Origin of the sequence: Chryseobacterium sp. CY350, from assembly GCF_027945075.1 — a bacterium.
Lineage (GTDB): Bacteria > Bacteroidota > Bacteroidia > Flavobacteriales > Weeksellaceae > Chryseobacterium.
Genome location: NZ_CP116034.1, coordinates 1,866,631 through 1,888,940 on the forward strand (window position 1 = coordinate 1,866,631; position 22,310 = coordinate 1,888,940).

23 protein-coding genes are annotated in these 22,310 nt (G+C 33.6%); 9 read left to right on the plus strand and 14 right to left on the minus strand.

What is annotated here, in order from left to right:
* Positions 1–239: 239 nt before the first annotated feature.
* From PGH12_RS08555 to PGH12_RS08580, 6 genes are all read left to right on the plus strand, one after another.
* Complete coding sequence (locus PGH12_RS08555) at positions 240–2,258, plus strand: M3 family metallopeptidase (protein WP_267599763.1); 2,019 nt, start codon at positions 240–242, stop codon at positions 2,256–2,258.
* An 82-nt stretch (positions 2,259–2,340) separates the two neighbouring features.
* Positions 2,341–3,462, plus strand: coding sequence for a lactonase family protein (locus PGH12_RS08560; protein ID WP_267599762.1), 1,122 nt, complete (start codon positions 2,341–2,343; stop codon positions 3,460–3,462).
* Between the two features lie 46 nt (positions 3,463–3,508).
* Complete coding sequence (locus PGH12_RS08565; protein ID WP_267599761.1) at positions 3,509–3,964, plus strand: DUF5063 domain-containing protein; 456 nt, start codon at positions 3,509–3,511, stop codon at positions 3,962–3,964.
* Positions 3,965–4,025: 61 nt separating this feature from the next.
* The gene (locus PGH12_RS08570) at positions 4,026–4,226 is read left to right on the plus strand and encodes a YqaE/Pmp3 family membrane protein (RefSeq protein WP_267599760.1); all 201 of its coding nucleotides are present in this window, start codon (positions 4,026–4,028) and stop codon (positions 4,224–4,226) included.
* Positions 4,227–4,230: 4 nt separating this feature from the next.
* On the plus strand, positions 4,231–4,656 hold the full coding sequence (locus PGH12_RS08575) for a hypothetical protein (protein ID WP_267599759.1): 426 nt from the start codon (positions 4,231–4,233) through the stop codon (positions 4,654–4,656).
* Positions 4,657–4,758: 102 nt separating this feature from the next.
* Positions 4,759–7,134, plus strand: a complete 2,376-nt coding sequence (locus tag PGH12_RS08580) for an outer membrane beta-barrel family protein (protein WP_267599758.1) — start codon at positions 4,759–4,761, stop codon at positions 7,132–7,134.
* 44 nt (positions 7,135–7,178) lie between these two features.
* Here PGH12_RS08580 and PGH12_RS08585 read toward each other — a convergent pair whose 3' ends face one another.
* The 3 genes from PGH12_RS08585 to panD form a co-directional block, all read right to left on the minus strand.
* Positions 7,179–7,754, minus strand: coding sequence for a TerD family protein (locus PGH12_RS08585; protein WP_267599757.1), 576 nt, complete (start codon positions 7,752–7,754; stop codon positions 7,179–7,181).
* A 124-nt stretch (positions 7,755–7,878) separates the two neighbouring features.
* Positions 7,879–8,910 (minus strand): lysylphosphatidylglycerol synthase transmembrane domain-containing protein, encoded by a 1,032-nt coding sequence (locus PGH12_RS08590; protein WP_267599756.1) that lies wholly within the window; start codon positions 8,908–8,910, stop codon positions 7,879–7,881.
* Between the two features lie 3 nt (positions 8,911–8,913).
* Positions 8,914–9,264: an aspartate 1-decarboxylase gene (gene panD, locus PGH12_RS08595; protein ID WP_267599755.1), complete on the minus strand. Its 351-nt coding sequence runs from the start codon at positions 9,262–9,264 to the stop codon at positions 8,914–8,916.
* Positions 9,265–9,662: 398 nt separating this feature from the next.
* On the opposite strand from panD, the gene PGH12_RS08600 reads away from it, so the two are divergent.
* Positions 9,663–9,953, plus strand: coding sequence for an HU family DNA-binding protein (locus PGH12_RS08600; RefSeq protein WP_263003449.1), 291 nt, complete (start codon positions 9,663–9,665; stop codon positions 9,951–9,953).
* Positions 9,954–10,052: 99 nt separating this feature from the next.
* Here PGH12_RS08600 and pdxH read toward each other — a convergent pair whose 3' ends face one another.
* Positions 10,053–10,694, minus strand: a complete 642-nt coding sequence (gene pdxH / locus PGH12_RS08605; protein ID WP_267599754.1) for a pyridoxamine 5'-phosphate oxidase — start codon at positions 10,692–10,694, stop codon at positions 10,053–10,055.
* A 24-nt stretch (positions 10,695–10,718) separates the two neighbouring features.
* On the opposite strand from pdxH, the gene PGH12_RS08610 reads away from it, so the two are divergent.
* The gene (locus tag PGH12_RS08610) at positions 10,719–11,267 is read left to right on the plus strand and encodes a YqgE/AlgH family protein (protein WP_267599753.1); all 549 of its coding nucleotides are present in this window, start codon (positions 10,719–10,721) and stop codon (positions 11,265–11,267) included.
* 105 nt (positions 11,268–11,372) lie between these two features.
* Positions 11,373–11,954, plus strand: coding sequence for an N-acetylmuramoyl-L-alanine amidase family protein (locus PGH12_RS08615; protein WP_267599752.1), 582 nt, complete (start codon positions 11,373–11,375; stop codon positions 11,952–11,954).
* 78 nt (positions 11,955–12,032) lie between these two features.
* On the opposite strand, the gene PGH12_RS08620 is transcribed toward PGH12_RS08615, so the two are convergent.
* From PGH12_RS08620 to PGH12_RS08665, 10 genes are all read right to left on the minus strand, one after another.
* On the minus strand, positions 12,033–12,854 hold the full coding sequence (locus PGH12_RS08620; protein ID WP_267599751.1) for an aminotransferase class IV: 822 nt from the start codon (positions 12,852–12,854) through the stop codon (positions 12,033–12,035).
* Positions 12,855–12,931: 77 nt separating this feature from the next.
* Positions 12,932–13,318 (minus strand): START-like domain-containing protein, encoded by a 387-nt coding sequence (locus PGH12_RS08625; protein ID WP_047444457.1) that lies wholly within the window; start codon positions 13,316–13,318, stop codon positions 12,932–12,934.
* A 289-nt stretch (positions 13,319–13,607) separates the two neighbouring features.
* A complete protein-coding gene (locus tag PGH12_RS08630) occupies positions 13,608–14,783 on the minus strand; it encodes an aspartate aminotransferase family protein (protein ID WP_267599750.1) in 1,176 nt (391 codons plus the stop codon).
* Positions 14,784–15,141: 358 nt separating this feature from the next.
* A complete protein-coding gene (locus PGH12_RS08635) occupies positions 15,142–16,878 on the minus strand; it encodes an OstA-like protein (RefSeq protein ID WP_267599749.1) in 1,737 nt (578 codons plus the stop codon).
* Positions 16,879–16,881: 3 nt separating this feature from the next.
* A complete protein-coding gene (locus tag PGH12_RS08640; protein WP_047444463.1) occupies positions 16,882–17,355 on the minus strand; it encodes a Fur family transcriptional regulator in 474 nt (157 codons plus the stop codon).
* A 77-nt stretch (positions 17,356–17,432) separates the two neighbouring features.
* Positions 17,433–19,427, minus strand: coding sequence for a KUP/HAK/KT family potassium transporter (locus tag PGH12_RS08645; RefSeq protein ID WP_267599748.1), 1,995 nt, complete (start codon positions 19,425–19,427; stop codon positions 17,433–17,435).
* Positions 19,428–19,534: 107 nt separating this feature from the next.
* Positions 19,535–20,518, minus strand: coding sequence for a pyruvate dehydrogenase complex E1 component subunit beta (locus PGH12_RS08650; protein ID WP_267599747.1), 984 nt, complete (start codon positions 20,516–20,518; stop codon positions 19,535–19,537).
* A gap of 91 nt (positions 20,519–20,609) precedes the next feature.
* On the minus strand, positions 20,610–21,218 hold the full coding sequence (locus PGH12_RS08655; protein WP_267599746.1) for a DUF8845 family protein: 609 nt from the start codon (positions 21,216–21,218) through the stop codon (positions 20,610–20,612).
* A gap of 1 nt (position 21,219) precedes the next feature.
* Positions 21,220–21,717: an RNA polymerase sigma factor gene (locus tag PGH12_RS08660; protein WP_267599745.1), complete on the minus strand. Its 498-nt coding sequence runs from the start codon at positions 21,715–21,717 to the stop codon at positions 21,220–21,222.
* Positions 21,718–21,818: 101 nt separating this feature from the next.
* Positions 21,819–22,238 carry a DUF2147 domain-containing protein gene (locus PGH12_RS08665; protein WP_267599744.1) on the minus strand — a complete coding sequence of 140 codons (420 nt, stop codon included), beginning with the start codon at positions 22,236–22,238 and terminating at the stop codon, positions 21,819–21,821.
* Positions 22,239–22,310 lie beyond the last annotated feature (72 nt).

Genomic DNA, 22,310 nt, shown 5'->3' on the forward strand with positions numbered 1-22,310 from the left:
AATATCTCCTATCTTGAAAATCTAATCCATTTTCTGGAATCGGTATTTTAAACGTTTTTACTTTTTTGAGATATCATTTGAGTTTATCATTTGAAGCAAAATTACACTTTAAGAAGAAATTTAATCTTTTCTTAAGACAAGAAAAATTAACAATTAAGTATTTTTGTCACAACTTGATGTTGAGGAATCATTTTTGAGCCTTGAAAATCATTAAATCAATTAAAATTAAAAATACATCAATGAATATTTTAACAGAAAATTTCAGCACTCCATATCATTCAGCACCATTTGATCAGATCAAAAACGAAGATTATCTTCCGGCATTTAAAGAATTAATTCAGAAATCGGAGGAAGAAATTGATTTAATTGTCAATAATTCCGACGATGCAACTTTTGAAAATACCATCGAAGCTTTAGCTTTTTCAGGAGAGCAATTAGACAGAGCTTCCAATATTTTCTTTAATTTAAATTCTGCCGAAACGAGTGACGAGTTGCAACAAATCGCTCAGGAAGTTTCACCGATTTTAACTGAATATTCTTCAAAAATCTCTCAAAATGAAGCTCTATTTAACAGAATTAAAAAAGTGTACGACGAGAGAGAAAAGTACAATCTGAATGAAGAACAGGAAATGCTTTTAAATGAAACTTATAAAGGTTTTGTAAGAAGCGGTGCTCTTTTAAATGAAGAAGACAAAGAAAAATTGAAGAATATCAGTATGGATTTGTCTATAAAATCTTTAAAATTCGGACAAAACGTTTTAGCTTCAACCAATAATTATTTTAAACACATAAGCAATAAGGAAGACTTAGCCGGAATTCCTGAAGCAATCATCGATCAATACGCAGAAGAAGCTAAAGAAAGAAATCTGGAAGGTTGGGTTGTCACTTTGCAATATCCAAGCTATATTCCGTTTATGACGTATGCTGAAAATCGTGAATTGAGAAAAGAACTGGCTTTGGCAAACGGTAAAAAATCTTTTAACGGTGGCGAATATGACAATCAGAATCTTATTAAAGAAATTTTAAATTTAAAACTACAGAAGGCTGAATTACTGGGTTACGAAAATTATGCAGATTATGTCTTGGAAGAAAGAATGGCAAAATCTCCCACTAAAGTTTTAGACTTTTTGAATGAGCTTTTAACGAAGGCAAAACCTTACGCGGAAAAAGAAATTGAAGAATTAAAATCTTTAGCAAAAGCAGACGGAATTGATGAAATGCAAGGTTATGACCACGCTTTTTATGCAGAAAAACTACGTAAAGCAAAATATGATCTTAATGATGAAGAACTGAAACCTTATTTTCCATTAGAGCAGGTTCAGGAAGCCGTTTTTGGTTTATCAAAGCAACTTTTCGGATTGACTTTTGTGGAAAAACATGACGTTCCGAAATATCATGAAGATGTAAAAGTGTATGAAGTGAATGAAAATGGCGATTTCAAATCTCTTTTGTACGTTGATTATTTCCCAAGAAAAGGCAAAAGAGCCGGAGCGTGGATGACGAGTTATAAAAATCAGTATAAAAAAGACGGTGAAAATTCTCGTCCGCATATTTCCATTGTCTGTAATTTCAGCAAACCTACAAAAGATACACCTAGTTTATTGACTTTTCAGGAAGTGACCACTTTGTTCCACGAGTTTGGTCATGCGCTTCATGGAATGTTGGCCAATACACAATATCCGAATTTATCGGGAACTTCTGTGAAATGGGATTTTGTGGAATTACCTTCTCAATTCCTAGAAAATTTCTGCTACGAACCTGAATTTCTGAAAACTTTTGCCAAACATTACAAAACAGGTGAAGTTTTACCCGACGAAAAAATCGAAAAGATTGCTCTATCCAAAAACTTCATGGAAGGTTACCAAACTATGAGACAGCTTGGTTTCGGAATTTTGGATATGAATTATCACACGAAAGTTGGAGAGCTGGAAAATAAATCTGTGAAAGAGTTTGAAGATTATTACACAAAGGCAACACAATTATATCCGTCAAACGCTGAAACGGCGATGAGTCCGAGTTTCTCACATATTTTCCAGGGAGGATATTCTGCGGGATACTATTCTTACAAATGGGCAGAAGTTTTGGATGCCGATGCATTTCAATATTTCAAAGAAAACGGAATTTTTAATCCTGAAATTGCCGCAAAATATAAAATTCTTCTTTCTTCCGGCGGAACAAAGGATCCGATGGAATTGTACAAGAATTTCAGAGGAAGCGAGCCGAAAGTGGAGAGTTTGCTGAAGAGAGCGTTTGGGTAATTAAAAATACAATCAATGCAATGAGTCCGTTATACAAATTTAACGGACTTTTTTTATAATTTTATGAAAAACAAACAATAACTTGAAAATTAAAATTCTCTTCGCTCACACATTTTTTTTCTGCATCAAATTATATTCGCAAAACACTTATGTCTTTTTCGGTTCGTTTAATCGCGATAAAAATACAGAAGGAATTTTCGTCTATCAATTAGATACCATCAAAGGGAAATTATCGAAGGTTACGACTGTAAAAAATATTCTGAATCCGTCTTATCTGACTTTATCACCGAACGGAAAATACGTTTTTGCCTGCACCGAAAGCAAAACCAAAAATGCAGGAAGTGTTAGCAGTTTTGAATTCAATCCTGAAAATAAATCGCTGACTTTCATTAACAGTCAGAAAAGTGGCGGTGAAAATCCGGTTTATCTTACCGCTCATCAAAACGGAAAATGGCTCATCAACGGAAATTATACAGAAGGTAGTGCTTCAGTTTATCCGATTTCAGAAGATGGTAAAATTCAACCAATGGTTCAGAATTTTCAATTTACAGAAGGAAGCATCGATCCCGGAAGACAGGAACGTTCGCACATTCATTCTACTGTTTTTTCACCCGATTTTCAATATATCTTCATGCCTGATTTAGGAGCAGACAAAATAAGATGCTACAAATTTAATGATCATAAAAATGAGCCTTTGGAAAGTTGTAAGATCCCGTTTACCAAAACGACTATGGGAAGCGGACCGCGACATTTTACATTTCATCCCAACGGAAATTTTGCCTATTGTATTGAAGAACTATCGGGAACAGTAAGCGCATTTCGATATTCTGACGGAGCTTTGGAAAGCATTCAAAGAATTAATACCCATTCTGAAAAGTACAAAGAAAATTTTGAAAGCTCAGACATTCATATTTCTCCCAACGGTCATTTTTTATATGCTTCAAACCGTGGCATCGAAGATAATATCGCCATATTTTTAATTCAAAATAATGGAACACTGAAGACCATTGGTTATCAACCGACCTTTGGTAAACACACCAGAGTTTTCGCTATTGACGAATCTGGAAAGTTTTTGATTACTACCAACTCAAGAACCGGAAACGTAACTGTTTTCAAAAGAGATCTTAGAACCGGATTGCTTCAAAAAGTTGGTAAAAAAGTGAAAATAAAAAGCGTTTCATGTGTACAAATCAGAAAATATTAGTTGATCTTTATATAGAAAAAGATAAAAAGTAGTATTCACAACCAACATGAAAGATTTAATTCCGACAATCAATGAAATTATTAAGTTTGGACTTTATCCAAGCTTAAGCGAAACTAATAAGGAAACTTTGCTGGAAAAAAATCTTATCAAAATCTACAGTCTCTATTTCGATATTACCTATACATTCGATAAGGCCAAATATCCTGATTTTAATAAAAAGCAGTTTCGTAATGTTCAGAAAAATGTAGAAAGTAATTTTAAGGACTTTGGATTTTACAAGATAATTCTTGATATTCAAAATATTGACGGTCTGCAGGAAAGCGCGCTCGGTGACGCAATAGACGATCTGAGCGATATTATTTTAGATCTTTTAGAGATCAAATGGCGAATCAATAACAATAGCCTGAATGACGGACTTTGGTATTTTAAGTTTATTTTTCACGCACATACTCAGGAGCATATTATTGGATTACTAAACTTTATGAAACAAAAAAACACATAATTCGATTGTTTTACCTTTAATTTAATTTCTAAATAATTACTTTTATAAAAATTTAATCATCATGTTACTTGCCATTCTTTTACCTTTTCTTTCATTCATCCTTCGTGGGAAAATAATCACCGGAATTATATGTTTTATTTTACAGATCACCATTCTGGGCTGGATTCCCGCTGCAATATGGGCTGCGTTATCTTTGCAGAACTCAAGAGCCGAAAAAAGAAATGAGAAACTGATCCGAGCAGTGGAGAAAGGAAAATTATAAACCTGTGAAAAAATTAATCTTTATTGTCTGGGGAATTCATATCATAATTAGCATTGTGCTTTTCTGTGTCTATAGATTTGTCATTGCTTCAAAAGAGTCTACAGAAACAAACTTTTTTGAAGCTTTTTTAAATATTTTAGAAACACTGGTAGATTTGGGGTTTTCTATTTTATATTTTTTTGGAATGGTTGCATTCTCACTTCCTTTTTTTCTCAATTTTATTAAGCAGATCAGAAATAATTATTTTTTATCACTTCTCACTTTTTTAGGTTTACCAACAGCATTTCTCATCTATTTTATGATCGATGTCTCGTTCGATTATCATTCGAAAAACGTTCTTACAACTTTTGTTACTTTCTCTATCATTTATCTGCTAATTACTATCACTGAATTTCTTGTATTCCGCAAAAAAATTCAAAACTGCCATTGACAACGTAAATAATCAAACTAATAATCAACGATTTAAAAATTATTTCCCACGCTGTTGTAATATTTTAGTGTTAAGAGTTGTCTTATCAGTAAAATAATATACATGAATAAGAAAATTGTTCTTCTTTTTGCGGTTGCCTCATCAGCATTTTTTTCTGCACAAAGTATTGAAGGAACCATTACCGATAAATCTCATCAGCCATCTGCCGATACAGAAATTCTTTTAACTAAAGAAAATTTAAAATTCTCATCGATTACAGACGAAAAAGGAAAATTCAAAATTCAGCTTAAAGAAGACGGTAAATATGTTATCCAAATCATTAAAGACGGAATTACAACTAACACAGAAAATATTACCATAAAAGGTGATCTTTTTAAAAACATAGAAATAAAAGAAGAAACAACACTCACCGAACAGAAAATAGAAGGTGTAACGATGACAGCTAAGAAAAAACTTTTTGAAAGAAAAGTTGATCGATTAGTTTTTAACGTCGAAAATTCAGTAGCCTCACAGGGTATTGATGCTGTGGAAGCTTTAGCCAAAACTCCGATGGTTCGTGCCACAGATGATGCAATTTCTATTGCAGGAAAAAGCAATGTTGCCATCATGGTGAATGATAGATTGCTTAATCTATCCGGTCAGGAAATGATTAATTATCTAAAAACTTTGCGTTCAGACGATATATCGAAGATCGAGGTAATTACTACTCCACCAGCAAAATATGAAGCGGAAGGAAAAAGCGGATTAATAAATATTGTTTTAAAGAAAAACACGAGTCTCGGCTGGAACGGCTCGCTACAGACATCCGGAAGTTATTACTGGAACAGACCGGCAGTTTCTACGAGAAGTGGAGCCAGTTTTAATTATCAGGGTAAAAAACTTTCTATTACTACCAACTTGTCCTTGGGCGACAATTTTTGGGAACAGAAATCCTACAATTATCTAAAAGGAAAAGGAAATAGCGATTATTGGAATACCGACAGCAAAAGCTCAAATAATTACCGTTATAAAGGTGGAAATTTAAAAGGTGAATACAAAATAAACGATAAAAATCTTGTCGGAGTCAATTACAATTATTCATACAGCAATCCGATAGAGCAGGCAAAAAATTTGACGCAAAGACAGAATAATAATATCCAGCAGGATTTTTACTCGGATTCTGATAACAGGAATATTAGAAAAGTACATAATGCAACGGCTTTTTATGATGTAAAATTAGATACTTTGGGAAGCAAACTGAGCCTCTCAGCAAACTTGATGCTGAACGATGCCAATGCTAAAAATCTTTACAATACCATTACTGATATTACCACGTCATCATTCGTAAATCCTATAAGTCAATATAAAATTTATTCGGGCCAGGCAGATCTCGAAAAGAATTTCTCAAAAATAAAAACAGAATCCGGAGTAAAATTTACCAGTATTAAAAATGATTCTTATTTTAATTTTTTTGATATTGAAAACGGGCAAAACATTAGAAATACCGCTCGAAGTAATGACTTTTTCTATAACGAGCAAAACTATGCTGCTTATGCTTCCACAAGTTTTAAAATCAGTGAGAAATGGGATGCAAAAGCGGGATTGAGATATGAATACACCAATCTGGAAGGAATTTCCGTAAACGACAATATTACAACAAATATTAAATACGGTAAATTTTTCCCAACTGCTTATCTAAGCTATAAAGCAAACGACAACAATACATTTTCGGTAAATTATTCCAGACGAATCAGCAGACCGTACTTTGGAAATCTGAATCCTTTTAAATATATTATTTCAGAATTTGAATACAGCACAGGAAATCCTTATTTATTGCCAACATTTTCAGACAATCTGGAATTTGGATATGTCTTAAAAAATAATTTCAACATTACTGCGTATTACAATTACAACAAAGACAATTCAGATAGAATCCAGATTGTTGACGGACTCGAAAAATACAGCATCGTCAAGAATTTTTATAATGAAGATCAGGCGGGAATCAATATTTCGTACAATTACAATAAATTAAAATGGCTGGAATCTAATATTTTTGTCAACGGTTTTTATGCCAAATCAAAATCTTACGATCCACAAGCAGTTGCCGCTCCTGCAGGTTATGGAGCCAACTTCAATCTCGATAACAATTTCTTTTTAAACAAAGAAAAAACCTTCACATTAATGCTTGGGTTATGGAGCAACATTCCCAACAGAAGCGGAAACACATATTTTTATGGAAATTTCTCAGCGTATTCAGGTGTTAAACTAAATCTGATGCAGAAAAATTTAATGATCAATCTATATGTGAATGATCTATTAAATACTAACCGCTCAAAAGGAACAGAGTATTATCCAAATTATAACGTAGAATATTATTACAAAGGAATTACTAGAAACGTGTATCTCTCCGTGACGTACAAATTCGGAAACAACGATGTAAAAGGAGCAACCAAACAGGTGAAGTTTGAGGAATCAAGCAGAGCCGGCGGCGGAAGTTAAAAATTAAAAAGCTGTTTCAGGTTTATCTGAAACAGCTTTTTCTTTTATTTAATAATTTCTCCCTTATAATATTTCTCTAAAAAGAAACCCAAATCAGCACGATAACCGATGCCGGAAGCTTCAAATTTCCAACTGCCGTTTTTCTTGTACAATCTCCCGAATTCAATTCCTGTTTCTATGGAGAAATCTTCATCGAGTTCATATTTTGCGATCTCCTGATTGTTATTCTGATCGACAATTCTGATATACGAATTTCTTACCTGCCCAAAATTCTGCCTTCTTCGTTCAAAATCTTCAATCGTTACCACAAAAAGAATTTCTTCAACTCTCGCATCAACTTTATCAAGGTCAATCATAATTGCTTCATCATCATCACCGTCGCTGTTTTTTCCACTGGGATCGTCGCCGGTGTGAGTTAACGCTCCGTCAGGAGAATTCAGATTGTTATAAAAGACGAAATAATCTTCACTTACTAATTTTCTCTGAGCATCAATCATAATTGCAGACGCATCAAGATCAAAATCGTAACCCGTTCCTTCATTGGGATCCCAACCAAGACCGATCGTCATTTTTGTAAGTCCGATATCAATTCGCTGCCCTTTCTGTAAGTTAATTGCCATAGTATTTTACTTTATGCCTAAGATAGTTTTGATTTGCTAAATTTCCAAATAATCAGCTTAAAAAAATATTAAAAAAGCCCGATCAAAATGATCAGGCACTATTATTTAAGTACAATTTTTAAGTTTAAACAGATTTTAGTTCTGTCTCTTCAGCAAGTTTATTTCTGGCTTTTGCCAACATCGGAATTGAAAGCAGTCCTGTTGTCAGCATAATTACAATTTGTAAAGGAAGGGAAATGAATGAATACGTTAAACCCATTTCACCACCGAATTCTGCACTTTTCCCCATAGAGATAAACAGAGCCATAAAACCATATTTCATTGCAAGATTAAAAGCTCCGATTCCGCCGCTTGCCGGGACGATCATTCCTAAAGTACCAACTACGATGATGAAAAATCCGTCGGCGATTGTAAAATTTGAAGTTTCGGGTAAGGCAAAACAAACGAGGTAAGCTGCCATGTAATAGCAGATCCAGATTCCTAATGTGTAGAGTATAAATTTTACTTTTTGTTTTAATTTAAATATCGACATTAAGCCTTGAAGAATTCCGTCAATAAATTCGATTATTTTGCCCAATACCGGAACTTTGGAAAGTTTATTTTTAAAAACAAAAAATAAAACCGCCCCGAAAATTAGGATGGCAATAATCAATAAGACTTTATTTGGGTTGACTTTAATATCTGAGTTTTCATAAAATGAAAGAATAGCATCGTATTTAAAAATCAATGTTAATCCTAAGAATCCCATCATACAGACCAGATCTACCACTCTTTCCAGAATAATCGTACCAAAAGATTTGTCTACAGGAACTTTCTCTACGCCATATAAAGCCGTTGCACGAGCAACTTCTCCACTTCTTGGAATCGTTAAATTCATTAAATATCCGAAAGAGATTGTCCAGAATGCATTAGAAGTAGAAATCCTATGTCCCATTGGTTCCAGCAATAGATTCCAGCGAACTGCTCTGAACCAATATGCCAAAACACCAAAAACAGCAGCAAACAAAACCCACATATAATTTGCCTTTGCTAAAGACTTTTGTACTACATCAAAATCAAAACCTCTGAGAGCAAGCCACAGGAAAAATCCTGCAAATGCAAGCGAAACAACAATGGTAAGAATAGACTTTAAAGGATTGGTCGATTTTTTTTCCATGAATTAGGTAAGAAGATTAGTTTTCTCATCCGGGAAAACAATTTTCGGCTGAAAATCTCTGGCCTCTTCGGGTGTCATCTGTGCATAAGCGATGATAATAATGATATCATCTCTCTGTACTTTTCTCGCAGCCGGACCATTCAGACATACTTCTCCTGATTTTCTTTTACCTTTGATAACGTACGTGTCAAAGCGCTCACCGTTGTTTACATTTACGATATAGACTCTCTCTCCTACAACAAGACCTGCTGCTTCGATAAGCTCTTCATCAATCGTTATACTTCCTATATAATTAAGGTCAGAAGCGGTAACTCTTACCCTATGAATTTTAGATTTAAATACTTCTATTAACATAATGCAAATTTATTAATAATATTTAATAAAATAATACATTACAAAATAATAGAAGAGTCAGAAAAACAGACAATTAATTTATAACACAGCAATATATTTTATATTCAATTGCATATTGTCTAAGAAAAGTATAAAATACATAAAAACTAAATATCAAATTTAGGATTTAATAATAATAAAAATTATTATACTAATTTTTGGAAAGTCAATAAACATAAGCAGTTGGCACGATTTTAGTTTCTCGAAACGTACATTTTACGTAAAACTATAAATTGTGAAATGTTGATTGTTTTTAGGCGAAAACAAAAAATAATCACAACTTTTTAGAAAAAATTTGCACAATTTGAAAATTGTTTTATATTTGCTACAATTACTAACTAACTTTTAATATAAAAATTATGAACAAGTCTGAATTAATCGACGCAATCGCGAAAGATGCAGGAATCACTAAAGTTGCAGCTAAGGCAGCTCTAGAATCTTTCATTTCTAATGTTTCAACAACTTTGAAAGAAAAAGACGGAAAGGTATCTTTAGTAGGATTCGGAACTTTCTCTGTATCTGAAAGAGCTGCAAGACAGGGAATTAATCCTGCGACTAAAAAGCCAATCAAGATTGCTGCTAAAAAAGTTGCTAAATTCAAAGCTGGTGCTGACTTGGCAACTGCTGTTTCTGGTGTAAAGAAGAAATAATCTTTTCTGATTATAAAAATGCAACCTCATCTTTCGGTGAGGTTTTTTTATTGCATTAAAGTCAGAAATTATCTTTAAACTCATTAAAAAGAATGAAGATCACGGCGCCAGTCTGGCAATTTCCCAATCAAAATCTTTCAAAGAGTAGATAATTCTGTCATGTAATCTATTTGGTCTTCCCTGCCAAAATTCTATCTCATAAGGTTTTGCGATGTAACCGCCCCAGTTTTCCGGTCTCGGAACTTCAGAATTTTCAAATTTTTCTTCTAATTCTTTTAACTTAACTTCCAAGAACTGTCTGTTGGGTATCACCTCGCTTTGTGGAGAAACTGCAGCTCCGAGTTGACTTCCTTTCGGTCTGGAATGAAAATATCCATCACTTAGATTTTCTGGTATTTTTTCTAAGTTTGCCTTAATGATAATTTGTCTTTCTAATCCTGGCCAAAAAAAATGAAGACAGGCTTTGTGCGTTTTTTCAATTGCTTTACCCTTTCTGCTGTCGTAATTGGTATAAAAAATAAAACCTTCGTAAGTGTATTCTTTTAGCAAAACCATTCTCGTTCTGGGGCAGCCGTCATTTTCTACAGTAGAAATCGCCATTGCATTTGCTTCAGAAACGGTGGGATTAGACGAAGCATCCAAAAACCAGTCTCTGAATTGCTCTATAGGATTCTCTTTAATCTCACTTTCAATAAGTTGAGATTTTTCGTATATTTTTCTCTTATCATGAAGGTTTTCCATAAATAATTTTTATTAAATTTGAGTATGAATTACTCATACAAAGGTAAAATATTAATTTCCACGCCTGATATTTCCGGAGATATTTTTTCCAGATCAGTCGTCCTTATTATAGAACATGATGAGAATGGAGCTTTTGGTCTAATCCTAAATAAGAAAAATTCTAAGATGAGTAGCAGATTCAAAAATTTCTTTGACTTTGCAATCGAAGTTTACGACGGCGGACCTGTAGAAAACGAAAAAGTATTTTTTATTATTAAAGGAAAAAAAGTTTCACAGACATTTACAGAAATTAATCCTGAGTTTTATGTAACCGAAGATATCGAAACTGTAATAAATGCTGTTCTGAGCAAAGAAATAAGTATAGATGACGTAAAGATATTCTCTGGATATTCCGGATGGGGCGCGCTTCAGCTCGATAATGAGATCAGCCGTAAAATGTGGACTGTTGTAGATGTTTACAATCTAGATTACACATTGCCAAATGATCAGACTTTATGGAAATCTATTATGCAAAATCTTGGCGGTGAATACCTTCTGTGGGCAAATGCGCCAGAAGATATTTCTCTCAACTAATCATTACTTCACAAAGAAGCGATTTACATTTAACAAACTTTAAGTATTTGTTGTATAATTTTTAACATACTTTTCACGTTCTTTGGAAAAACAAAAACAAAAGCTATGAATGTAAAAAAACTACTTATTTCTCCCCTTTTCGCAATTGCATTTTTATCTTTTAAACCGGTTGACAAAAAAATAATCATCATCGATGCCGGACATGGCGGAAATGACTTAGGTGCAAGTTACGATGGTATTTCTGAAAAACAAATTGTGTTGGCAGTTGCTTCAAATATCAAAAAAATTAGTAATTCTCAAGATCATTATGAAATCGTATTGACTAGAGATTCTGACAATTCTTCTTCTCTGAATGAAAGAACTGATATGATTAATAAACTTAATCCTGAAATGGTTATTTCGCTTCACATGAACAGAAGCGCTGAGAAAGAATCTAAAAGAAAAGGCCACGAAATATTTACACAAAACTCTGACGCTTCGAAAGCATTAGCCGGGAAAATCTCAAAAAAATTGGGAGACTGTAATATCCAGGAAAAAGATCTGCATATTTTAAGAGAGTCTAAAGCTCCTGCCGTGTTGGTAGAACTTGGTTTTCTTAACAACAAAGATGATCGCCAATATTTAAGCAGCGAGGCAGGACAAAAAGAAGTTGCACAAAAATTTACGGAAATTATTACCGAGAAATAAATACAAAATACACTTTTCTGATTGTATCAGAATAAAACCCGGTAAAGGACGTCACTGTTGTTTACCGGGTTTGTCAATTTAGATGGAAAAACTAAAACTATTTTTCCAACCTTCTACCAATTCGGCAAAGCGGACATTTTCAAATGTTTTATTTCTAATTTTATTAATAGAAAAAATACCTTTTTCGTCTGATATCATCAATATTTCTTCGGCTTTTTGAGATTCGAAAGCGATAATCTCATGCTCCTGAATATCTGCAAGATTATTTTTGTGCAAGAATGTTACAAAATTTTCCAGCAGCGGAGAAATATATGCTCCTTCGGAATGCTTGGGAACTTTAATGATGTCTCCATCCAAAAAGAGAAGATTTCCCGAAGTAGAACGTGCAATTCTCTTATTTGGATTTAAGAGAATAACATCATCAAGATCATTTTCCTGAGCATAAATTCCTGCGTAGATATTTTCCGGACAGTGAACTCTAATATTGCTCAAAAGATTATTATTGACATTGATTTCTTTAATTAAATCGAGTTCCAAATGTCTATCATGAATTGCCAGAACATCTACCATGTCATCAACTTCAAAGAAATATGAGATGGTAGATTTAGATAAAGTCGCCCCGTCAGAATTTCTATACACTAGAAAATTGACAATTCCGCTTTTGACTTCTTGATCAATAATTACTTTTTCATTAAAAAGATTCTGAAAAAACTCCAAAGTATAGGTCAACGGAATATTCATCCTCATTTTTCTCATCGAAGCCATCAGGAAGAAGTAGCATTCTTCATCCATGATCAGTTTAGAATTTCTTACAAAAAATGAAACTTTCACAGCATCTCCCAAAAGAAATGCTCTGTTTTTCAGCTCAAGCTCTTCCGAAGTAAAATATGTATTTTGCAAAATATGATTGTTTATAAAAAAATAATGAACGATAAATCGTTCATCAGTTTTACCATTAAGTCAGTATCGCTTAAAAATTAAGCAGCACCTAATTTTATTCTAAGATTTTCGATCAGGTTTTCCCAGTATAAAGCATTTTCCTCTTCGTCACCTTCTTCACAGAAATCTGTAATATTAAGAGCTAAATCTTCTGTAATATCGTCGATAGTGATGGTCATTTCAAAGAAGTTTTTGGTACCTTCATCTTCTTCCCATCGGAAACGTACGAAACCTTCAGGCTTATACCTGATCAAAGTCGCTTTTTCTTCAGAACCTCCACCCCAACTAAAATAGAAATCGTCTCCTTTCTCTATAACATCATCTGCAAACCACTCGGATAAACCCTCAGCACTAGCCAAATATTCATACAATATCTCTGAAAGACAATGCATTGGGAATTCGTAATGGACTTTATGTTTCGCCATATAACTTATTTTTAACGTCACGCAATATATAAATTAATTTTTTTATTACACAAAAAAGTAAATAGATTTTTATGCTTTATGAATGATATTTGTCAGAAAAATAATTTTAAATTTTGCCAATCAGGTTTTTGTTATTTAATCGACACAATTCGGCATAAAAACAGTTTTATCTAAAAGATTTTCAGCTCTTTCATCAAAATCTTATTCCATATAATATATGTAAATAAAAAATGAAGTTTCCAAAACCATATGTTATGTGGTTATGGAAACTATATTTTCGAGTTACTGTTTAATGATCATTTAAGACCTCAATAATAATTTTACATCCTTCCTCAATCTCTTTTTCTGAGATAGTAAGTGGTGGTGAGATTCTCAAATATTCGTTTCTGTAAAGCTGCCAGAAGATTACAAGACCTTTCTCCATACATCTTTTTGCAACATTGAGTGTATAATCTGGCGATTCAAGATTTACTGCGAGCATTAAACCTTTTCCGTTGATATTTTTGATTTTCGGGTGCACCAAAAGTTTTCTGAACAATTCTTCTTTTTTAGCAACTTCGTTCATCAGTCCGCTTTCCAAAACTTCCTTTAAAGTTGCGTGAGACGCTGCCGCAATAAGAGGATTTCCTCCGAAGGTAGTGATATGTCCCAATTTTGGTGAATGCGAAAGTGTTTCCATGATTTTTTTTGAACTCATAAAAGCTCCAACAGGAACTCCGCCGCCCATTCCTTTACCCATTACCAAAATGTCCGGAACAATTCCGAAATGTTCGAATGAAAAAAGTTTTCCCGTTCTTCCGAAACCAGGTTGAATTTCATCTAAAATTAAAAGAGCCCCAACGTCCTCGCATCTCTTTTTTAATTTAACCAAATAATCTTCGTTCGGAACTAAAAATCCTGCCGCTCCCTGAATAGTCTCCAGAATTACACAAGCTGTTTTTTCAGTTATTTTATCAAAATCAACTTCATTATTAAATTCAATAAAAGAAACCATCGGCAACAACGGACGAAATTCTCTTTTGTGATATTCATTTCCTGAAACACTTAATGCGCCGTGTGTATTTCCGTGGTAAGAATTTTTGAAAGACACAATCTCTTCTCTTCCTGTGTATCTTTTGGCTAATTTTAAACTTCCGTCAATAGCTTCTGCGCCGCTGTTGACCAGATAGGTAATTTCTAAAGGTTCAGGTGTCGCCTCTGCCAATAATCTGCACAATGCAACAGGTTTTTCCTGAGCATATTCTCCATAAACCATTACGTGAAGATATTTATCTGCCTGTTCTTTGATTGCTTTCACAATCTTGGGATTAGAATGACCTAAAGTATTGGCAGAAACTCCTGCAACAAAATCCAGATATTTTCTTCCGTCTTTTCCGAAAATATAGCTTCCCTCTGCTTTTTCTACTTCAAAACCTGCGGCAAACTGCGTAGTCTGAGCCTGATATTTAAAAAAATCTTTTTGCATTTCTATCTATGAAAAATTTAGGCAAAGCTAAAAAAGATTTGGTAGATGATGAAATTTTGAGCAGTGGAAAGTGCTTTTAATATCTTGCAGTGATTATTTGTTATTAATCAACCTCAATTTAATTTTAAGTATATTTTTGAAAACGAAATTATGAAGAAAGACTTTATAAATAATGATTTTTCTGTATTAATAAAACGAACACATTCCAGACAGTTCTCCATACAAGTCGAAACTTATTCATAAAAAGAAAAGGACATCTTGCTTAAAAATTCAACATTCTATCCGAAAGTTACTGATGATTTACTTGCTGACATATCTACATAAAAAAAAGACCAGCTTCACAACTGATCTTTTACTTTTATCTTCTCACCCTTTTAGGTTTTTTGGCTTCTTCTGCGGCTTTTTGCTTATCAATAACTTCCTGAGCCTGATTAAAAAGCGTATCTGCCGATTCATATTTAATCTCTTCGTAATTTGGAGTATCAACGAGGATATCCTGCCATTTCCTTATGCGATCTCTGGTATTCCAGTTAAAATCGGGGAATTTCTTTTTATCCGGGCCAATCTTACTCATCGGATATGTAGAAGCCTGAGCGCCAATACTGCATGAAATAATCTGCAACTCCTGCTGCTCGAAAAGCGTTCCTATGATTCCGCATGTTGACAGTGTAATTCCCAATCTTTCATTCTGCTTGGTTTTTTCATTGAAGTCATCATCATAAGTAATTGCCTGAGCATTCCCTATTACCTTGATCTCTTTAATATCCTTACCCTCATAATAAACCGCCATGAGCTTACCTTTTACCTGGTTAAACTCATCTTTCATATTCAGAGAATCTGCCTTGCTAATGGCAAAACCATTTCCGATTACTTTTATAGAATCTATATTTTCTGTCTGTGTGTTAGAATAAACCTCTACTTTATCTCCGGTTACCTGTTTTGCACCGCTCCACAAAATCGGGTTCTTGTACATATGCATTACGCCGTCGGTTTCGTTAAAAGCGATAGAATCGGCTCGTCCCTGTGCATTAGATTTAAATATCCTTGCTTTTTTAAATGCTCTTAGATAACTTTTCTTAATGTTCGTAGAATCTAATTTTTGATATGAAAGTATTTTTTCGGCAGCAAAATAAATAGAATCTTTCTCAAGAATTTTAACGGCATAAGGCCCTTTTGTCATCATGGCAGAATCTCTCTTTTCGAAAATTTCTCCATATCCTCCTTTCAAATATCTTTTTTCTAAAGGATCGTCCAAAGTTACATTTCCTGTAGCAGTACCAAAACCGCTCAGCTGGTTGTAGTACATTTTATCTCCGGTCAGTATTTTATCGTTATAATAGATCCTTGAATTCTTATTTAGAAAAGACTCTTTGGTATTCAGATTATGTGTACCTTTTTCGGTAAAGATTCTGTTCTTAGGATTTTTTCTATTCGTAATCGTAGTGGGACCGTTGATATCAACAATGTTGGTGTTTTGATTTTGAACTACATTAATTCCATCTAAAATATAATCTTTGTCTTCAATTCTCACATTATCGGTTAAATTGATTGTTCTGTTGGTCAGATTATAAGTAGCAGATTTTGAGTAGGTAGTACTTTTACCGTCATTGATGGTTCCTCCTGTATTGTAATAGGCGAGATTTGAACCTCGGTCATAATACATCGTTTCAGTTTTTATTACTGTACCTTTAGGATCATTAAGAACCACATTTTTCCTGGCTACACCTTTTTGAGTATTTCCGTCGTACTCCATTTCTGAAGCAGTAATTACCGATCCGTCTGTATTCTGAAGTTTTGTATTACCAATTGCTTTTACGAAATTTTCCGCATCATACATAACAACCAAATCTGCTGTAAGTATGGATCCCTGATGTTCTATCTGCACGTTTCCGACCAGATATCTGTTACCGTCATATTTCGTATCTTTCTTAATTTCATCAGCATTGATGATCTTCACTTTATTATTAAGATTTGATTTCTGCGGCTGGTTTTTTACTGGATTCTGTAAAAAAGGATCTCTCTGCACAAGTTTTGGGTTATCTTGTGCAAAAGTGAAAGTAGAAAATAAGATAAATAGAAAAAGAAATATTCTCATCAATTAGTCATTCTTTGTGCCATAAAAATACAGCGAATGAGAGTCAATTTTAACACCAAAAGCCTCTTCAATAGCTTCTTTAATGCCCTGAATTCTTGGATCGCAAAACTCGATGATCTCTTCAATTTCTTTATCAGAACCCTTTTTGTAGATCACCAAATGGTCATGCTGTTTATCAAAGTAAGACTTTTCATAAGATGAAGACGTTAATGTCTTTTCTCCAAACTGGTGCTTACGGATCAATCCTGCATCAAGGAAAATTTCTATAGTATTGTAAATCGTTGCTTTAGAAACATGATATTTCTTCTGCATCATCAAAAGATACAAATCATCTACATTAAAGTGGTGATCCATATTATAGATTTCCTCTAATATAGTGTATCGTTCAGGTGTGTTACGAAATCCCTTTTCAAGCAGGTAATTTCTTAAAACATCTTTTATCAGCGTAATATTTTTTTCTTTTTGTAAAGTATCCATCAAAAAATTTATACTACAAATTTATCGATTTTTATTTAAATACAATATACCACTTGAGAGAGTATGAAGCTGATATTCTAAAAATTATATCCTTTAAAGTTAGACTGCTGAATCCTGTTTGCAGAAATAGTTTCTTCGGTCAAAGGTGCCGATTCTACTTCTACATTGTGCATGGTAACTCCCCAAGATTTAAAATCGTCACTTCCGATATACTTAACAAAGTTGTACAAACTCAATGTAATTTTCTGTTTTACCGTGAGAAGAATATCGTTTATATAGGTGTTATCAATAATCACATATTTCAGATCCGGCGGAATATTGTGTGCTCTCAAAGAAGGGTGACTGCTTCGGGAAGGAATCGTTCCTTCAGCCATAAGATCCTTTAAAACCATACTGAAATAATCATTGATTCTTCTGTCTATTTTAAATCCTAAAAGGAAATTAACTTTATAAATTGTTCCAGGTAAAATTTCATCTACGGTATATTTAAAAGTATACGGATCTTCCTGATTGATAATGCTTAATATAAAATAATGGTCTGCTCTTTTTGGCTGTTTTTTGATAATTGAATATATTATTTTAGCCTCAACCTCATCATTATATTTTGCTCTGCTCAGATATGCCAGATTAGTACAGTATTTAGGAATAGTTTCATCAAGCTTCATGTCTTTTATGATAGCGACATATTTACTGATTTTAACAAAATTAATGAATTTAGCTTTAATCAATCTACCATTAATCCACGAATACATGCAGATTCCGATAAAGCCTGCTAAAATTACGGTTATCCATCCTCCTTCGAAAAACTTAATGATATTTGCACTGAAAAATCCTAATTCGATCGACATGTAGGTCATCGCGAACAATAAAATAATCAATTTATTTACCCTTTTCTTCAGAAGCCAAAATACAAGCAATACAGTTGTCATTAACATCGTGACGGTAATTGAGAGACCATATGCTGCTTCCATTTTACCAGATTCTCTAAAGTGTAGAACCACAATAATACAAAGAAATAATAGTCCCCAATTAATTCTCGGAATATACATTTGCCCTTTCACACCAGAAGGATAATTAATCTTTTGGTTTGGCCATAAATTAAGTGACATAGCCTCAGAAAAAATTGTAAAAGAACCGGTAATCAAGGCCTGACTTGCTATAATTGCTGCTGCTGTAGCCAAAATAACTCCCGGCAAAATCATCCAGCTTTCCATAATTCCGAAAAACGGATTTATGGTGACTAATCCTTCTTTTCCATAATTACTTAAGAGCCAAGAACCCTGTCCTAAATAATTTAAAATCAACATGATTTTTACAAAAGCCCAGCTTACTCTGATGTTTTTTGCTCCACAATGTCCCAAATCTGAATACAATGCCTCTGCCCCTGTCGTACAAAGGAAAACAGCTCCTAAAATTACAATTGCACTTGGTGAGTCTACGATAAGTTTATATGCATAGTAAGGATTAAAAGATCTTAGAATTTCAAAATTTTCGCTTAGATGAGAAACACCCAAACCTCCTAAAATAAGAAACCAGATCACCATGATAGGACCAAAGAATTTCCCAATAAAGCTGGTTCCAAACTGTTGAACAACGAATATTGCAATCAGTATCGCAATGGTAATAGGAACTACCGGTGTATGCGGATTATAAATTTCAAGTCCTTCTATAGCAGACATTACGGTAAGAGACGGAGTAATCACGCCATCTGCAATTAAAGCTGCAGCTCCTATGATAGCTACGAGATAAAGCCAACGTTTCTTCAAGTTTTTCACCAAAGAAAACAATGCTAAAATCCCTCCCTCACCTTTATTATCAGCTCTTAAAGCTATGATAACGTACTTTAGTGTAGTCTGCAATGTTAAAGTCCAGATGATACAGGAAAGTGCTCCTTCGATGTATTCATTAAAAGGCATGGTATTTTCCGTTCCTCTCGCATTCACAATTGCTTTCATTACGTAAAGCGGTGATGTTCCGATGTCACCGAAAACAATTCCTAGTGATACAAGAACTCCCACAAATGAAAGTTTTTTAAGATCTAAATGATGACCTCCCTCTGTAACTTCTGCCATGTCAGCTGATTATTTTTGAATGCGCAAATGTATACTAAATTTATGATCTTGAGATCAAATAGTTATTCATTGTATAAATGAAAAAACTTCCTTTCGGAAGTTTTTTTCTATGATTTAACGTACATCGCTTTTTTGATTTCCTCTTTTACTTTTTCAAGTTTTGGGAACCAATCTGCAAATAATGCCGCTGAATAAGGTGCAGGAGCATCAGGTGTTGTAATTCTCTTAATCGGAGCATCCAAATAATCGAATGCTTTTTGCTGTACCATATAAGTAATCTCTGAAGACACAGAACCAAATGGCCAGGCTTCTTCTAAAATTACCAGTCTGTTTGTTTTCTTTACTGAAGTTAAAACCGTATCAAAATCCAGAGGACGAACCGTTCTCAAATCGATCACTTCCACAGAAATACCTTCTTTAGCCATATCTTCAGCTGCCTGAATAGCCAATTTCATGATTTTCCCGAAAGAAACCAAAGTAACATCCGTTCCTTCTCTTTTTACTTCAGCTTTTCCTATCGGTAAGTAGTATTCTTCTTCAGGAATTTCCATTTTGTCTCCGTACATCTGTTCAGATTCCATGAAAATTACAGGATCGTTATCCTGAATTGCAGTTTTTAATAATCCTTTCGCATCATACGGGTTTGAAGGAACTACTACTTTAAGACCTGGTACATTTGCAAACCAGTTTTCGAAAGCCTGAGAGTGTGTTGCTCCCAACTGACCTGCAGAAGCTGTAGGACCACGGAAAACAATCGGGCAATTCCACTGACCTCCACTCATCTGACGGATTTTTGCCGCGTTGTTGATGATCTGATCGATCCCCACAAGTGCAAAATTAAACGTCATATATTCTACAATCGGTCTGTTACCATTCATTGCAGCACCCACAGCAATCCCTGTAAAACCAAGTTCGGCGATTGGTGTATCGATTACACGTTTAGCACCAAACTCATCCAGCATTCCTTTTGAAGCCTTGTAAGCACCATTGTATTCTGCTACTTCTTCTCCCATTAGAAAAATGGATTCGTCTTTACGCATTTCCTCGCTCATTGCCTGCGCAATCACTTCACGAAAAGTATATTCTGCCATATTTATTTGAAAAATTTAGACTACAAAAATAGTAATTATTTATTATCTACATTACAAAAACGGTAATTGATTGAATGAATTATTATTTTGTTTAAATTGCTTTTTCTTCAATCTCACTCAGTTCTTTATAATTTTTTCTAAGATGAGATAAAATTTTCCCGTAGGTGCTTTTATAAATAAGGAATAAGATATACATAAAAAACAACAGTAAAACCGCAAAGATTATATAAATTCCCAGTTGCGGATTCAATAGTTGCGGATCGGTGGTGTAAAGATTATTGTGATGATAACCGTCTTTAACACCTGCCAGGAAATCTTTAGTGTAATCATTGAAGTTAAAAATATTGTCTATTACTATCAACAGAAAAGAAATGACGGCATATCCCAAAATTACTCTTTTGATATTCAAAATACCTTTCATTAATAACATTGAGCTTTTTTCTATTTTTACCTTCAAAAAAAAGTAAAGAGTTAGCGCAAAGAACAATGCGAATAAAGCTATCCTTAAAGCAGGAAATTGCCCGTCGATATATCCGTAAACTGCCCATAAAGAAAGTTCTATCAATCCTATCAAAAATAATATTTTTGTAATCGAAACAGATCTCTGCTTTATCATTTTATAGATTTCATTTTCTGAATATTCTTTAAACCCTTTAGATTCTTTACTCCAATCTGCTTTTAAAAGTTCTAATTCATCCATCTTATTTTGTATTTATTTTTGCTTTCAAATTATTCTTAGCTCTATTCATTTTCACTCTTGCATTTCCTTCTGTAATTCCCAGAATATTACCGATTTCTTTATAGGGTTTATTATCAAGATACATCATAATTAATGCTTTTTCAATATCCGTAAGAGAATAGATATGATGATACATTTCTTTAACCTTATGTTCATCATCTTCGTAAGATTCTTCCCTAATCTTCAGACATGAAACACTTATATCAACTTGTTGGAAATGCTGTTTCTTAGTTTTCTTAAATAATGTCATGGCTGTATTTAAAGCAACCTGATACATCCACGTAGAAAATTTCGATTCACCTCTGAAACCCGGATAAGATTTCCATAATTGTATCGTGATCTCCTGAAAAAGATCTTCATGATCTTCAGAATTATCGGTATAAATTCTACATATCTTATGTACAATCCTTTGATTTTCTTTAAAAACATCAATAAATTTTTTCTCCAATCCTGAGTTCATATTCTATAGGTATATCATTTCAGTTTTCGTTACAGGTAATCACATAAAAAAAAAACAACTCATTACTGAGTTGTCCTATATTTAATATTATTTTAAACTGATTAGTTGACTTTCTGCCAAACCTGAGTTCTTCCTAAAATAGAAACTCCCATGTAACCTCTCACGTTCAGTTTATCACCAGCTTTTGTAATTGTACATTTGTACGTTTTTCCAGTTTTCGGATCCGTAATCGTTCCGTCCGTAAACTCATCACCGTCCTTTACCAAACCTCTGATGATTTCCATTCCTAAAATCGGTTTTCCTTTACGATCATCTTTACAACCTACACAGTTGGGATTTGCTGGCTTTATCAATAGCTGAGAAACTTTACCGTAATATTTACCGTCAGATTTTTTCCAGATCTCCACGATAGATTTTGCCTGCTTAGTTTCATCATCGATTGTTTTCCATTTTCCTTCAATCTGTGCGAATGACATTACGCTGAATAAAGAAAGTACAAATGTTGCTAATAATTTTTTCATATTATTTAAGTTTAATTTATTAATAAGATACGTTATCTGTTCAATAGTTAAAAATAGAAATAAATTTTAAAC